The following is a 14,193-nucleotide window of genomic DNA, read 5'->3' on the forward strand; positions in this document are numbered from 1 at the left end:
GACATACTGACACGATGGCGGCACAGATCACACAGATCCCGGTGGAACTCGACCGGTCGACACCGGTGCCGCTGTACCACCAGCTCGCACAGGCCATGGAGGCGGCGATCCTCCGCGGCGACCTCGAACCCGGCGACCGGCTCGAGAACGAACTCGACATGGCCAGCCGACTGAAGCTGTCGCGGCCGACCATCCGGCAGGCCATCCAGGAACTCGTCGACAAAGGTGTCGTCGTCCGCAAACGCGGCGTCGGTACCCAGGTCGTCCAGTCGCCCGTGCATCGGTCGGTCGAACTGACCAGCCTCTACGACGACTTGTCCTCGGCCGGTATGCATCCCAGCACCCAGCTGCTCGAATACCGCATCGGCGTGCCCGACGAGGAAGTCCGGACCGAGCTCGCGCTGGCCGTCGGTGCCGAGGTGGTCATGGTCAAGCGCCTGCGCAGCGCGGGTGGAGAACCGTTGGCGCTCATGATCAATCATCTGCCCGCCGACATCTGCCCGCCGGCAGGCGAACTCGAGAACGGCGGCCTGTACAAAGGCCTGCGAGGACGCGGAGTGCACATCCGGCTCGCGCGTCAGCGGATCGGCGCGAAGGCGGCCGACGCCGACGAGGCATCGCTGCTCGACGACGAGGTCGGTGCACCGCTGCTCACCATGCAGCGCACCGCCTTCGACGACGCGGGTCGAGTGGTGGAGTTCGGTACCCACGCCTATCGCGCCGACCGCTACTTCTTCGAGACGACGGTGGTTGATCGCTGAGCGATCAGGGGGTGACCGGCTCGTCGGTGGAGGCTTCGTCGTCGCCACCGTGCCCTGACACCGCAGCCAGCAGGCCTCGCACCGCCATCGCCCGCCGATAGGAGTGCCCGGTCAATTCATCGAGCGCGCATTCGGGATCGGCAGGCGGACCCAGATGGGTGCAACCGCGGGGACAGTCCTCGATCGCATCGCGCAGGTCGCCGAAGGCGTCGATGATGTCGTCGGGCACCATGTGCGCCAACCCGAACGATCGGATGCCGGGTGTGTCGACGACCCAGCCAAGCCGCGTCGACTCGCCGGGCAGTGGTAACGCCACCGACTGCGTCGAGGTGTGCCGACCCTTGCCTACACCGGACACCACGCCTATCGCCCGTTCCGCATCGGGCACAAGCCGATTCACCAACGTGGACTTACCCACCCCGGAGTGTCCGATGAGGGCGGTGAGGTGCCCGGCGAGCATCGCCGCCACCTCGTCGACCGCTTCGGTACGTCCGGCGAGCACCACCGGCAGATCGAGGTCGGCGAACGCGCGGGTGAACTCGGCCGGATCGGCCAGATCCGATTTCGTCAGGCACAGAATGGGTTTCAACCCACCGAGATAGGCGGCGGCCAGCGCGCGTTCGACGAATCCGGTGCGCGGCGGCGGATCCGCGAGCGCGGTGACGATCAGTAGCTGGTCGGCGTTGGCGACGACGATCCGCTCGAACGGATCGGTGTCGTCGGCGGTGCGTCGGAGCACGGTGGTCCGGTCGGCGACTTTCACGATGCGGGCCAACGTATCCGGCTTGCCGGACAGGTCGCCGACCACCGACACCTGATCGCCGACGACGACCGGCGTCCGCCCGAGTTCCCGGGCCCGCATCGCGACCACCCGCTGATCCGGGTCGCCGTCGATCACGCATCCCCACCGGCCGCGGTCCACCGACACGACCATCGCCTCGCGGGCGTCGTCGTGGGCCGGACGGGTCTTGGTGCGGGGCCGACTGCCCTTGCCAGGACGTATCCGAACATCGGATTCGTCGTAGCTCGAGGCGCGGCGACTCACGTCAGAGATGCCCGATCATCTTCTGCCACATGCCCGGAAAGTCCGGCAGGGTTTTCGATGTGGTCTCGATGTCGTCGACGGTGACACCCTGCACGACGAGGCCGATGATCGCTCCCGCCGTCGCCATCCGGTGGTCGGCGTAGGACTCCCACACCCCGCCGTGCAGTGGCACGGGGGAGATGCGCAGGCCGTCGGCAGTCTCCTCGCATTCCCCGCCGAGACGGTTGATCTCGGTGGTCAGCGCCGCTAGTCGGTCGGTCTCGTGTCCGCGCAGGTGCGCGATCCCCGACAACACCGATTCGCCGTCGGCGAGTGCCGCCAGTGCGGCGACGGTCGGGGTGAGTTCGCCGATGTCACGCAGGTCGATGGTGATCCCGGTCAGTTTCTCCGGACCACGCACGGTCAGGTCGCAAGAGGCTGCGGTGACATTGGATCGTTCGATGGCACAACCCATTTCGTCGAGGATGTCGACGATCTGCGCACCCGGCTGGGTGGTCACCAGCGGCCAGCGGGGCACGGTGATCGCGCCGTTGGTGACCGCGGCCGCCGCGAGGAACGCCGCCGCATTCGACAGATCGGGTTCGATCTCCCAATCGACGGCCCGGATCGGCCCCGGCGCGACCCGCCACGTCTCGGGCGCCGGTCGATCGACGGAAACGCCTGCCGCGGTGAGCATGTCGAGGGTCATGTCGATATGCGGGGTGGACGGCACCGGCGGGCCGACGTGCCGCACGGTCACGCCGTCGTCAAAACGGGCCGCCGACAACAACAATCCCGACACGAACTGCGACGATGCGGAGGCGTCGATGGTGACCTCGCCGCCGCGCGCCGAACCGTGTCCGGTCACGGTGAACGGCAGTCGGTCACCGTCGATCTCGACGCCGAGGTCGCGCAATGCGTCGAGGATGGTGGCCAGTGGCCGGGTCCGGGCCTGTTCGTCGCCGTCGAAGGCGACCGGGCCGTCGGCGAACGCGGCGACCGGCGGCAGGAACCGCATCACCGTGCCGGCCAGGCCGCAGTAGACGTCGCCGCCGCGCATGATGCGTGGCTCGACCGCGACCGTCGTCTCGTCGGCGTCGTCGAAGCTCACGCCGACGCCGAGGGCGGACAGGCCGCTGAGCATCAGATTGGAGTCGCGGCTGCGTAGGGCGCCACGCACCGTCGACGGTCCGTCGGCCAGGGCGGCCAGGATGAACGCACGGTTGGTGATCGACTTCGACCCGGGCAGCTCGACCGTGGCCACCACCGGGTCGCCGACGGTCGGGGCGCTCCAGATGCTCATGCGGTCCAGTCTGTCATGGGGCAACTCAGCGGTTGTCGCGGCGCAGTGGATGGTCGGCGGGTATCTCGACGACGATGAGCAGCCGTCCGTCGGGATCGGTCACGTGCATCTCGATCAGACCCCACGGTTCGGTGCGGGGGTCGCGGGTGATCGGTACGCCGGCCTCGCGCAGCTCCTTCTCGGCGGCAGTGATGTCGCGGACCTGCAGCCAGAGCGCGGCGTCGGCGCCACCGTCGGCGTCCAGATCATCGCTCATGTGTCCGGGGATCTCGACGAGTCCGTTGCCGGCGTGGAACACCATGCCGCCGGGGTAGTCGCGGGCGACGGCCAGTCCCAGTCGGTCCCGGTAGAACCGTTGCAGACGTTCTGGGTCGGGCGAGCGCAGCAGGGTGCGACTGCTCAGGACCTCCATCTATTGGCCCTCGGTGGTCCCGTCGCTGCCGCCGAGGGCATGCCCGCGGTTCAGGTCGTTGCCGTGGCGGGCCGCCTCGTAGATCGCCTTCTCCCGCGCGATGCGGTCGGTTTCGCCGATCGGCTTGGCATCGCCGAACGCAAACGCCGACTCGTGTTCGTACTCGTGTGGCATGTCGGGGTCGTCGTCGGTGAGGGCGTCGGCGGGTTCGGGGTGAGGGCGCTCGGACATGGTTCCAAGATAGGCGCAGAACGGCCGGTTCACGTCACGAACCGCGGGTCGAGAACTTGCCCTCGGTGTAGCCGTCCCAGGTTTCGAAGAGCCGCAATACCTTCGGGTCGCCCTGAGCTTTGATCTGTTCGCACAGGTCTGTCGGCGCCGACGGATTGGTCACGATGAACGGGTGCAGATCGGGGTCGTGGTCGGCCAGATAGCGCAGCGTGTCCGGCGGGGTGTCGGGGTCGGCGGCGGCCAGCGCGTCGCGCGGATCGAAGGCGGCCGAGCGCATGGCGTCGGCAGCCGACAGACCCAGCCCGTCCTTGGTGACGACCTCGATCTCGCCAGTGTTGTGGTAATCGACCGGATCGGGGGAGGTGCTCTTGGTGTTGAGCAGCAGGTTCAGCACGATCGCGGTGAGCGCGCCGGCGGAGATCCCCGAGTGGAAGATGGTCTGGAACCAGTCGGGGAACTGGTGATAGAGGTCGAGCGAGACGTTCACCGGTGAGTCGCCGCTGCGGTCGGTGAAGTAGAGCTTGGATTCGGTCAGCATCGCCACGCCCACGGAGATCGCCACGACGAGGACGTTGGTGTTGTTGAACTTCACCTTGCTCAGTGTCCGCACGCCACTCGCGGCGACCATGCCGAACAATGCGACTCCGGCCCCGCCGAGCACCGGCTGCGGGATGCCCTCGATGATCGCGGCCATCTTCGGTAGCAGTCCCAGCAGCACGAGGATGCCGCCGGCGCAGGTCGCCACGTGCCGGGTCTTGACGCCGGTGATCGCCACCAGGCCGACGTTCTGCGCGAACGCGGTGTACGGGAAGGTGTTGAACACGCCGCCGAGCACGGTGCCGAGGCCGTCGGCGCGCATGCCGTCGGCCAGTTTCTGCGGGGTGATCTTCTTGTCGACGATCTCGCCGACCGCCACGATGTCGCCGGTGGTCTCGGTCATGATGACCAGCGCGACGATGATCATCGAGATTATCGCGCTGAGTTCGAAGGTCGGCATGCCGAACTGGAACGGCTGCGGGATGCCCAGCCACGGGTTCTCGCCGACCGCATCCCAGTTGGTCATGCCGAACGGGATTGAGATCAGTGTGCCGAGAATCAGACCGATCAGAACCGAGACCCGTTTGATGGCTTCGGGGGCGAAGCGTTCGAGGGCGATGATGATGGCGAGCGTCAGGAAGCCGAAGGCGATGGCCTTGGGCGCGCCGAAGTCTTCGCCTGTGGCGGTGCCGCCGCCGAACCATCCGGCCGCGACCCGCATCAGCGAGACACCGATGATCAGGATGATCGTGCCGGTGACCAGCGGTGGGAAGAACCGGATCAGTTTCCCGACGATGGGTGCGGCCAGGATCATGAACAGGCCGCAGGCGATCACCGAACCGTAGATCGCGGTGATGCCGTGAGCGGTGCCGATGGTGATCATCGGGCCGACGGCGGCGAAGGTGACGCCTTGCATCAGCGGCAGCCGCACGCCGAAGCGCCAGAAGCCGACCGCCTGCAGGATCGTCGCGATGCCCGCGACGAACAGGTCGGCCATGATCAGGTGGACGATGTCGCCCTGCTGGAGTTGTCCGGCGCTGACCATCGCACCGCCGACGATCAGCGGCACTGCCACCGCGCCGGCGTACATGGCCAGCACGTGCTGGATGCCCAGCGGCAGGAGTTTGGTCAGCGGTGGGATCTCGTCCACCGGATGCGGAGTGGTCTTGCCGTGTTTGATCGTGTCGAGAACCGCCATGGATGACTGTTTACGAGGTGCAGGTTTCCGGGGTGGCGCGCGTGTGTGACGGGTGTGTTTCCATGTGGTCCATGGCTCCCACACCGAACCGCAGCGCAGGTCTCCTGCTCTTTCGACGACGCAACTCCGGGCTGGAGGTGCTCATCGCGCACCCTGGTGGACCGCTGTGGGCACGCAAGGACGACGGGGCGTGGTCGCTGCCGAAGGGCCTCGTCGAACCCGACGAGGATCTTCTCGCGGCAGCACGGCGTGAGTTCGCCGAGGAGATCGGTTCAGCCGTGCCGGACGGTCCGGTCCTCGAGTTGGGTGAGGTCACGCTCAAGAGCCGAAAGGTCGTGACCGCGTTTGCCGTCGAAGGCGATCTGGATACGACGACGGTCGCGAGCAACACCTTCGAGATGGTGTGGCCACCCAAATCGGGTCGGATGCAGACCTTCCCGGAGGTCGACCGGGCGGAGTGGTTTTCCGCCGCGATGGCGCGAGTGAAACTCAATGTGGCGCAGGCGGAGTTCATTGATCGTTTGGAAGAGCGACTCGGATGACGGTGGTCTCACACTGAGACGCCTGCCCGCCCCCAACCCGCCTACGTTCAGTAGTACCTGTGGGCGAAACGGAGGCAGCGAAATGAAGGCACTGGTGTATCACGGACCCGGCAACAAGAGCTGGGAGACGGTTCCGGACCCGACGATTCAGGACCCGACCGACGCGATCGTGAAGGTGGAGACCACCACCATCTGCGGCACCGACCTGCACATCCTCAAAGGGGACGTGCCCGCGGTGACCGACGGCCGCATCCTCGGTCACGAGGGGGTCGGGGTCGTGACCGAGGTGGGGCCCGAGTGCGCCAAGGTCAAGGTCGGTGATCGGGTGATCATCTCGTGCGTCACCAAATGCGGTACGTGCGAGTACTGCAAGGCGGGCATGACGTCGCACTGCCAGACCGTCGGCGGTATCGGCTGGATCTTCGGTCACCTGATCGACGGCACGCAAGCCGAGTTCGTGCGGGTTCCGTTCGCCGACAATGGACTCATTCCGCTGCCCGATGGTGTGAGCGCCGAGCAGGGCTGCATGCTCAGCGACATCCTGCCCACCGGCTTCGAGATCGGTGTGCAGTACGGCGCCGTCAAAGAAGGTGACGAGGTCGCCGTGGTCGGCGTGGGGCCGGTGGGTCTGGCTGCCGTGATGACCGCCGCTGCGGCGAAGGCGTCCAAGGTGATCGCGGTGGACGGCAACAAGTTCCGCCTCGAGCAGTCCCGGGATTTCGGGGCGACTGACACCATCGACGTCGGGGCGGGCGGCGACGTCGTCGAGGAACTGAAGAAGCTGAGTCGCGATGGGCTGGGCGTCGACGTGGCGATCGAGGCAGTGGGCCTGCCCGGTACCTTCCTGACCGCGCTCGGGTCGGTACGCCCGGGTGGACACGTGGCGAATGTCGGTGTGCACGGCGAGAGCGTGGAGTTCCCCATCGAGCGCGATTGGATCAACAACCTGACCATCACCACGGGATTGGTGAATGCGACCACCGCACCGGAACTGCTCGAACAGGCCAGTGCGGGCACCATCGCGCCGGAAAAGTTTGTGACGCATCGGTTCACGTTCGATCAGTTCGACCAAGCCTACGAGACGTTCGGCAACGCCGCCGACGAGCACGCGTTGAAGGTGATCATCAGCAACGTCTGAGGGTGGTCATACATCGAGGATGTGGGGCAGGCCGGCGCGGTAGCGTCGGCGGTCCTCCTCCTTGAACGGATCGAACAGTGGTAGCTCGGCAAGTGGGTACAGCACAGCAGGTTTCGCGGGACTGTCGGCGGCGGCGATGATCGCGTTGGTGACGCGGCGCCCGGATTCATTGGCGCCCTCCATCGTCGCGAGGTCGATGTTGCTGCGCACATGATCGCCGCCGATGAAGAAGTTCGGGATCGCAGTGTCCGCGGTGGGACGGTTCTTGTACGACCCAGCGGTGTTCACCATCAGCGGGGTGGCGTTGGCGATACGCGGCGACCAGGTGACGCCGGGATCGAGCGACCAGGTGACGATGTCCTCCTGCCGCAGCAGACGCCGCCCACCGGAGTTCATCGCCCGACTCATCTGCGCCCACACCTCCCGTACGATCTCCTGCTTGGTGCACTGCTTGGCGGTCTTGCCGTACAGGATTCCCGGTGTGTCCCAATCGGAGACGTCGATGGACAGGCAATCCTTGACGCGTCCGTCGCCGTAGGTGCGAGCGAAATCGACACCCCATGGACGAGCCTGGAACAGGCCGGTCAACGCCCACGGAGTGCCCAGTGCGGCAATGTGTCCGGGCGGCAGTTCCGAGCGCCGGGACAGGAAGTACTGGATCCCGACCATCCAATCGTCCTGCAGGCGACGCAGTCCGCGCAGCGACGGGTCGGCGGTCAGCAGCGCGGGAGTCAGGAGCGGTTTGAGCCGGTCCAGCGGGATGGCCGATACATACCAGTCCGCGGTCACCGTGGTGCCGGAGACCATGCGAGCGCCGGAGATCCGACCGCCCGATAGTGCGAAGTCGGCGACCCCGTCACCCTTGGCGAACTGCACCCCGCGCCCGCGCAGGTACGCCACCCACGGATCGATCCACGCATGATTGGTGGGCGCGTTGAGGATTCGGTCGACGCCGCCGGTGATCAGGGACGCGTCGTACTGTCCGAGCAGACCGGTGGCCGAGGTGGCCAACGCGAGCCCGATCTGTCCGATGGTGCGTGCCGATGCGGTGTGGGATTTGGCGGCGACCAGCGCGCGGGTCAGTGCACCCACCAGATAGCGTTGATAGGCAGCCGATTTGCCCTTGGCCTTGACGAACTGCATCCACGACTGGTTCTCCCATTGCCCGATGCGCCGCTCGGGGGAGCTGGTCGCGATGATCAACTCTCGGGTCACGAAGTAGGCCAGTTCGGCGGGTGGGACGTCGACGACGAACTTCAGACCTGTGGTCAGCGCGTTGCGGATGTTGTCCAATGTCGCGATGTCACCGGCATGAGTGATCATGCCCAGCGCGGATGCCGGTGCCGTGACCGGCGCGTAGCCGCGCTGGTCGAAGGCGATCGCCGCGGTCTCCACGTTGATCAGATGGCGGTCCTTGACGTTTCCGCCGCTGCGCAACGGGATTCGCGCCATCGTCTCGGGAACATGTTGATAGCAGCCGGGGAAGAAGCGGAAGCCGTGCTCACCGGGCAGCGGCAGTCGTCCGCCGGCCGCGGTACCCGGGACACCGAGGCTGCGTGCCTTGCCGCCGAGGTAGTCGGGTTCGTACACGGTGACCCGGAAGCCACGTTCGATGAGTTCGTGCGCAGCCGCCAGTCCGGCCATGCCACCACCGAAGACGGCCACTTGACGACCGCGGCTCGATGGTGGTCGCGGAACAGCTTGTGCTGACGGCACTTTGACTCCGGGTAGGGCAACCGCTGTGCCGGCCAGGACCGCGGCGGCGGCTGCGCCTCGCAGTGCGGATCGCCTCGAGAACTCGTTGTGCTGATCTTCCATGCCGATCGACCACCCTCCGACTGCGTCCGATACCGACGTATAAGGGTGTACCAGGACAAGTGACCCATTCGGGACGGTTTCGGAAAATCGTCTCAGGAATCTGGGTTCGTCTGCGTTCCCGGGTCGACGATGAACGGCTGTAGCAGCTCGGGGGAGACGGTGCGCATCACGCCCGTTCCGACGTCCGGTTCGAGGTCGACGGCGGCGTAGGCCTGTGCACCGGCGGCGGTCGCGAGCACCACGGTCTCCACCCCGCTGCGACGCTGGAACCAGGACGCCTGCGTCGCCCAGCCGATCACGCCGGCACGATCGACGACATACCGGTGCCGCGCGACCCGCGGCGGTGCGATCACCACCGAACTGGGACTGACCGTCCAACCGAGATTGCGGTACCGGACGACGCCGAGGGTGACCGACACGATCAGCGCGGCGCCGGCCAGCAGCACCCACGGCCAGGTCAGCGGACCGGCGATGCCGACCACGATCAACGCGGCCACCCCGAGTCCGACCCACGATCCGCGGGTGAGACGTCGGCGCAGCGCCGGCCGACCATGGGGCCGCAGCGGTGCGGTCAGTTCGTCGCCGTCGTGCGCGACGAGTTGACCGACGCGGATGGCCTCGTCGCGTGGGGCAGGCGGCAGCAGCAGGGGGTGCTTCGACGACCCGGTGGCGATCGCATGCAGTCGGGCACCGCCAACCGGGCGCATCAACACCGGTTCATGCATGTGGACGCCACGGATGCGGTGCTCGTCGAGGCTGGTGGCCTGGGTGGTCAACAGGCCGCGTTGCACGTGCAGGGTGTCGTCGTCGTGGTTGCGGGTGAGGGTGAAGTTCCAGAAGCCGAGTAGGTACGCGGCGACCGAGATCAGGCCACCCCCGACCACCACGATGGCGACCGCGACAAGCGTCACGAGGAGTATCGGTAGATCTCGGGCGCGTTCGGCGAGGTGTTCGGCGGCGGTCGCACCGCTCTCGAAAAGCCCGGCCTCGTTGGCGAACTGGAACAGCAGTCCGAATGCCGCTGCTGCGGTGGCGAGCCCGGTCAGGGAGAACGGGGCGTAGCGCAGCCACGAGAGTTGTAGCCGGGACAGCACTTCCGGTGGCGTCGGCGGCGCGGTCACGGTATCCGCAGGCGGTGCGTCGGCCCGCGATGTGGCCATGAGGTAGCGGCGTAACGTCTCGGCGTCGGCCGCCGGGATCGCATTGAGTTCGACCTTGGCGGCGTCTTTGGCGCCGCCGGTGCCGATCTGCACCTTCTGCAGCCCGAGAACCCGGTGGGGCAGCGACGCGGTCAGGTCGACACTGCGAATGCGATCGCGGCGAGCGGTGGCGACCTTGCGGGTCACCAGGCCACTGCGGACACGCACATGATCGTCGGTCACCTGATAGCGGGTGACCAGCCACGGCACGATCGTCACCAGTGGGACCGCGACGAGGGCGATGATCACCGTCAGATCGGGCGCGCCGCGTCCCGCGAACAGGAGCGCCAGGATCAGCGGAATGAGCTGGGGTAGCTGCTGGATCGGATTGACCGCGATCATCCACGGGGACAGCCGATGCCACTCGTCGGGGGCGTCGACCCGCGGCGTGACCGAGAGATCAGGTGGCGTCATCGGTGGCCGCCTGGGTGCGGATGGTCAGGTCGGCCGCGACGCGGCGGGCGACCTCGGCGTCGAGGCCGACGATGTGGATCGTGCCGGCCGACGACGCGGTGGTGACTGTCAGGGTGGCGAGTTTCAGGAGTTGCTCGATCGGTCCGGCGGCGGTGTCGACGACCTGAATACGGGCGATCGGGATGATGACCCGGCTGCGGACAAACCAGCCGGCCTGGGTGTAGACCGCGTCGTCGCTGATCTCCCACCGGTGAAAGCGGAAGCGCCACAACGGTACGACGGTCACGAAGAACACCGTCGCCAGCAGCGTGAGGACCGCTGCGGCAACGGCGAGCCAGCGCACCTGCTCGACCAGCACCGCGACGACGACGCACGCCACGAACAGCGGTATGCCGAGCGTCAGTGGCGCCACCCGCCACAACGTGATCGCCCGGCGATCCACCTGATAGGCGGGTTCGCGCAGCGCAGGGGAACTCATCGCACCACCTCCCGATGTCCGGCGTCGAGTCGTCGTGTCCAGCCGCGGTCGTCGAGGTGCTCGAGCAGCGGGATGACCACCCGGCGGGTGGTGCCCAACGCTTGCCGCGCGGCGCTCGTGGTGAAGGGTTGCTCGAGCGTGGCCAGGGTGCGCATCGCGAGTGCCGGAGCGGTCGGCAGCAGGACGATGCCGTCGTGCAGTCGCAGCAGTCGTCGTTGCCGCTCGGCCGCCGCCAGCTCCTTGGTGCCGAGCCCCAGCGCTCCGAGGTCGTCGGATTCCGGTGCCCGAAAAGGATGGTCGGTGAGTTGCCGCTCCAGTGCGGCCACCGCGTCCTCCGCGCTGCCCAGCCCGGCGCGGTGTCCGGGCAGGGTCAGATAGCCGTCCGCCGCAGTGACATCGGTCGCGGCGACGATTGTCGGCACCAACGCGGGATCGGGGAGTGCGAGAAGGTCGGCGACCGCCGCCACCGACAGTCCTGCGGATAGTGGATCGCGCGCATGCGCTGCCGCCACCGCGTCCCGAAGCTGTTTTGCCCATGCGGTGCAGGCAGTTTCGTCGATCCACCAATCGCCCGTCACGACGACGCCGGGCGGCGTGGCAGAGGCACCGTCGATGAGTCCGAGCCGACGCAGGTGAGCGACGGTCGTCGCGCCCCGACGAGCGACCTCGGCGGCGACGTCGCCGTCTTCGCGAGCATCGAGTAGTGCCGATCGGCGTGCCGCATCCCCGCGGCGCCGCAGTGCCGGCGGCTCGGGATCGACGATTTGTCCGCCACCGAGAATGCGTCGGCCCGGATCCCGTAGTACCACACGGTCATCGAGGCTCAGTGGTAACTTCCGGTCGAGAGTGAGGCGCGCATGATCGGGGCCCAGTGGCCGGAGCCGTGCCGGGACTGCGGCGGTACCCACATGCGCGGTGAGGTGTTCGGGCACTTCGTCGAAGCTGATGCCGCTGACCCGGCGGATGTCGATCACCGACGACGTGTGCCACGCGTCCGGCGTCACCAGGGCATCGCCGCGGGCGATGTCGTCGGTCGACACGCCGCGCGTATTCACCGCGACGCGGCTCACCGGTCCCACGGTCGGGTATGTGACGTTCTCGCTCTGCACGCCGCGAACGGTGATGGTGCGTGCTCGGTGGTCGCCGACCAGTTCGAGGGTGTCGCCGGCGGAAATGGTTCCTGCGCTGAGGGTTCCGGTGACAACCGTGCCTGCGCCGGTGATGCTGAAGGCCCGGTCCAGCCAGAGGCGCACTCGTCCGGTGGTGACGGGCTCTGGTGTCGTTGCAAGGACCTCGTCCAGGGTGGTGCGTAGCTCGTCGATGCCCTGGCCGGTCACCGCCGACGTCACGACCGTTGGTGCCCCGGCCAGTCCGGTGTCGGCGAGTTCGGTGCGGACGGTTGCGATCACCTCGTCGACGCGTGCGGTGCTCGCCCGGTCGGCGCGACTGATCACCACGATCCCACGGTCGATACCCAACGCGGCCAGCGCATCCCGGTGATCGGCGGATTGTGCCCGCCACCCCTCGTCGGCGGCGATGACGAACAGCACGATCGGCGCCGGCCCGAGACCAGCAAGCATGTTGGCGATGAACCGCTCGTGCCCGGGGACGTCGACGAACGCGACATCGGCGCCGGACGACAGTGTCGTCCAGGCGAATCCGAGATCGATGGTCAGGCCACGACGACGTTCCTCGGCCCAGCGGTCGGGTTCGATCCCGGTCAGGGCTTTCACGAGTGTGCTCTTGCCGTGATCGACGTGACCTGCGGTGGCGACGACGTATCTCACGGCAACCCGTTGTTGGCGGCGAGTGCTTGCCGCACGGCGTCGATGACCCGCTCGTCGTCCGACGGTGGGACACAACGCAGGTCGAGTAGGCACGCGCCGTCGTGTACGCGGGTGAGGATCGGGGGATCACCCAGCCGCAGTGGTCGTGCCAGTGCTTCGGGCAGTCGAACGGCCCAGCCGTGCAGCGGAACTCCGGGTGCGCCACCGCCGCCGACCCGGCCGTCGTGCTCGACGATCGGATAATCCAGTGCGGTACCGATGGTTTCGGCACGCATACGCAGGACGACGGGATCAGCGTGCAGGTACTCCTGCACCGGTGGTGGCGGGCCGTTGAGGGTGGCCTCCATCGCCGCCAGAGCGAGCTTGTCGGCGCGGACAGCTCGTGCCAGTGGATGTTTCGCGATCCGGCCGACCAGCGTGGCGTCCCCGAGGAGCAGGCCGGCCTGCGGTCCTCCGAGGAGTTTGTCGCCACTGGCGACCACGAGGTCGGCGCCTGCGGCCAGGGTGGTTGTCGCGTCGGGTTCGTCGGGCAGCAGCGAATCCGGTTGCAGCAGACCGCTGCCGATGTCGGCGACGACCGGCACGCCATGTGCCCGGCCGAGTTTGGCGAGTTCGGGTAAGTCCACCGCACTGGTGAATCCCTCGACTCGGTAGTTGCTCGGATGCACCTTGAGGATCGCGCCCACGTCGTCGGCCTCGAGCGCGTCGGCGTAGTCGCGGAGATGGGTGCGGTTGGTGGTCCCGACCTCGTGGAGTCGGGCGCCGGTGGAGGCGATCAGGTCGGTGAGCCGAAAACCCGCACCGATCTCGATCATCTCGCCGCGACTGATCACCACGGCGCGTCCGGCCGCGAGCGCGGTGGTGATCAGCACCAGTGCGGCAGCACCGTTGTTGACCATCAACGCATCGCCGGCGGCGGGACAAGTCCGCACCAGTGCGGCACGGGTGGCGGCACCGCGGCGGGATCGGGTGCCGGTGTCGAGGTCGAGTTCGACGTCCACGTAGGAACTCGCAGCCACCACCGCGTCGACCGCCGTCGGGGAGAGCGATGCGCGTCCGAGGTTGGTGTGGACGACGACGCCGGTCGCGTTCAGCACAGGACGGGCGGTGAAACTGCGGTGCGCGGCCAGCGCGTCGATGACTGACTGCTCGACGTGTTCGGGGGACAGTTCGCTGCGTCGGGCGGCGTCCTGCGCCGTGGTGATGGCGTCTCGAACAATGATGTCGCCCAGTCGGGCTCGCGCATCGGCGATCTCGGGAACGACCAAGAGGGCATCGGTGCGCGGAATCCGGCGTCGCGGATCGGCTCGGGTCACCACACCTCCTGACTGTCGGTCGTACCGGCGCAGGC

The 14,193-nt window shown here is 67.5% G+C and carries 13 protein-coding genes; 3 read left to right on the plus strand and 10 right to left on the minus strand.

Going from position 1 to position 14,193, the window contains the following annotated elements; translation table 11 throughout:
- The first annotated feature begins 14 nt into the window (after positions 1 to 14).
- A complete protein-coding gene (locus AAFP30_RS00655; protein ID WP_419227899.1) occupies positions 15 to 761 on the plus strand; it encodes a GntR family transcriptional regulator in 747 nt (248 codons plus the stop codon).
- Between the two features lie 4 nt (positions 762 to 765).
- Here AAFP30_RS00655 and rsgA read toward each other — a convergent pair whose 3' ends face one another.
- Genes rsgA through AAFP30_RS00680 form a run of 5 tightly spaced genes read right to left on the minus strand, consistent with a single transcriptional unit; the run spans position 766 to position 5,466 of the window.
- The gene (rsgA, locus tag AAFP30_RS00660; RefSeq protein WP_419227900.1) at positions 766 to 1,806 is read right to left on the minus strand and encodes a ribosome small subunit-dependent GTPase A; all 1,041 of its coding nucleotides are present in this window, start codon (positions 1,804 to 1,806) and stop codon (positions 766 to 768) included.
- Position 1,807: 1 nt separating this feature from the next.
- Positions 1,808 to 3,088, minus strand: coding sequence for a 3-phosphoshikimate 1-carboxyvinyltransferase (gene aroA / locus AAFP30_RS00665; RefSeq protein ID WP_419227901.1), 1,281 nt, complete (start codon positions 3,086 to 3,088; stop codon positions 1,808 to 1,810).
- Between the two features lie 25 nt (positions 3,089 to 3,113).
- Positions 3,114 to 3,500 carry a VOC family protein gene (locus AAFP30_RS00670; RefSeq protein ID WP_419227902.1) on the minus strand — a complete coding sequence of 129 codons (387 nt, stop codon included), beginning with the start codon at positions 3,498 to 3,500 and terminating at the stop codon, positions 3,114 to 3,116.
- Positions 3,501 to 3,731, minus strand: coding sequence for a hypothetical protein (locus AAFP30_RS00675; RefSeq protein ID WP_419227903.1), 231 nt, complete (start codon positions 3,729 to 3,731; stop codon positions 3,501 to 3,503).
- Positions 3,732 to 3,765: 34 nt separating this feature from the next.
- Entirely contained in the window at positions 3,766 to 5,466 is a 1,701-nt protein-coding gene (locus tag AAFP30_RS00680; RefSeq protein ID WP_419227904.1) for a nucleobase:cation symporter-2 family protein, read from the minus strand.
- A 71-nt stretch (positions 5,467 to 5,537) separates the two neighbouring features.
- Between AAFP30_RS00680 and AAFP30_RS00685 the strand changes: the two genes are divergently transcribed.
- Together AAFP30_RS00685 and AAFP30_RS00690 are read left to right on the plus strand one after the other, a co-directional pair.
- Positions 5,538 to 6,008 (plus strand): NUDIX domain-containing protein, encoded by a 471-nt coding sequence (locus AAFP30_RS00685; RefSeq protein ID WP_419227905.1) that lies wholly within the window; start codon positions 5,538 to 5,540, stop codon positions 6,006 to 6,008.
- Between the two features lie 82 nt (positions 6,009 to 6,090).
- Complete coding sequence (locus AAFP30_RS00690; RefSeq protein ID WP_419227906.1) at positions 6,091 to 7,146, plus strand: alcohol dehydrogenase catalytic domain-containing protein; 1,056 nt, start codon at positions 6,091 to 6,093, stop codon at positions 7,144 to 7,146.
- A gap of 6 nt (positions 7,147 to 7,152) precedes the next feature.
- On the opposite strand, the gene AAFP30_RS00695 is transcribed toward AAFP30_RS00690, so the two are convergent.
- The 5 genes from AAFP30_RS00695 to selA all read right to left on the minus strand — a co-directional run bounded on the left by AAFP30_RS00695 (position 7,153) and on the right by selA (position 14,158).
- Positions 7,153 to 8,964: a hydroxysqualene dehydroxylase gene (locus AAFP30_RS00695; protein ID WP_419227907.1), complete on the minus strand. Its 1,812-nt coding sequence runs from the start codon at positions 8,962 to 8,964 to the stop codon at positions 7,153 to 7,155.
- Positions 8,965 to 9,056: 92 nt separating this feature from the next.
- Positions 9,057 to 10,577, minus strand: a complete 1,521-nt coding sequence (locus tag AAFP30_RS00700) for a PH domain-containing protein (RefSeq protein ID WP_419227908.1) — start codon at positions 10,575 to 10,577, stop codon at positions 9,057 to 9,059.
- Positions 10,564 to 11,055 (minus strand): PH domain-containing protein, encoded by a 492-nt coding sequence (locus AAFP30_RS00705; RefSeq protein WP_419227909.1) that lies wholly within the window; start codon positions 11,053 to 11,055, stop codon positions 10,564 to 10,566. The genes AAFP30_RS00700 and AAFP30_RS00705 overlap by 14 nt, the downstream gene beginning before the upstream one ends.
- Positions 11,052 to 12,842 carry a selenocysteine-specific translation elongation factor gene (gene selB, locus AAFP30_RS00710; RefSeq protein ID WP_419227910.1) on the minus strand — a complete coding sequence of 597 codons (1,791 nt, stop codon included), beginning with the start codon at positions 12,840 to 12,842 and terminating at the stop codon, positions 11,052 to 11,054. Before selB ends, AAFP30_RS00705 begins: the two co-directional genes overlap by 4 nt.
- Positions 12,839 to 14,158 carry an L-seryl-tRNA(Sec) selenium transferase gene (gene selA / locus AAFP30_RS00715; protein WP_419227911.1) on the minus strand — a complete coding sequence of 440 codons (1,320 nt, stop codon included), beginning with the start codon at positions 14,156 to 14,158 and terminating at the stop codon, positions 12,839 to 12,841. Before selA ends, selB begins: the two co-directional genes overlap by 4 nt.
- Between the last annotated feature and the right edge of the window lie 35 nt (positions 14,159 to 14,193).

The sequence above is a fragment of the Gordonia sp. CPCC 205515 genome (assembly GCF_048537925.1).
Lineage (GTDB): Bacteria > Actinomycetota > Actinomycetes > Mycobacteriales > Mycobacteriaceae > Gordonia.

What these genes read in the sequence shown, in the direction of transcription:
- AAFP30_RS00655 (WP_419227899.1), top strand. Translation starts at nt 15, where the DNA reads ATGGCGGCACAGATCACACAGATCCCGGTGGAACTCGACCGGTCGACA.
- aroA (WP_419227901.1), bottom strand. Translation starts at nt 3,088, where the DNA reads ATGAGCATCTGGAGCGCCCCGACCGTCGGCGACCCGGTGGTGGCCACG.
- AAFP30_RS00670 (WP_419227902.1), bottom strand. Translation starts at nt 3,500, where the DNA reads ATGGAGGTCCTGAGCAGTCGCACCCTGCTGCGCTCGCCCGACCCAGAA.
- AAFP30_RS00675 (WP_419227903.1), bottom strand. Translation starts at nt 3,731, where the DNA reads ATGTCCGAGCGCCCTCACCCCGAACCCGCCGACGCCCTCACCGACGAC.
- AAFP30_RS00680 (WP_419227904.1), bottom strand. Translation starts at nt 5,466, where the DNA reads ATGGCGGTTCTCGACACGATCAAACACGGCAAGACCACTCCGCATCCG.
- AAFP30_RS00685 (WP_419227905.1), top strand. Translation starts at nt 5,538, where the DNA reads ATGGCTCCCACACCGAACCGCAGCGCAGGTCTCCTGCTCTTTCGACGA.
- AAFP30_RS00690 (WP_419227906.1), top strand. Translation starts at nt 6,091, where the DNA reads ATGAAGGCACTGGTGTATCACGGACCCGGCAACAAGAGCTGGGAGACG.
- AAFP30_RS00695 (WP_419227907.1), bottom strand. Translation starts at nt 8,964, where the DNA reads ATGGAAGATCAGCACAACGAGTTCTCGAGGCGATCCGCACTGCGAGGC.
- AAFP30_RS00700 (WP_419227908.1), bottom strand. Translation starts at nt 10,577, where the DNA reads ATGACGCCACCTGATCTCTCGGTCACGCCGCGGGTCGACGCCCCCGAC.
- AAFP30_RS00705 (WP_419227909.1), bottom strand. Translation starts at nt 11,055, where the DNA reads ATGAGTTCCCCTGCGCTGCGCGAACCCGCCTATCAGGTGGATCGCCGG.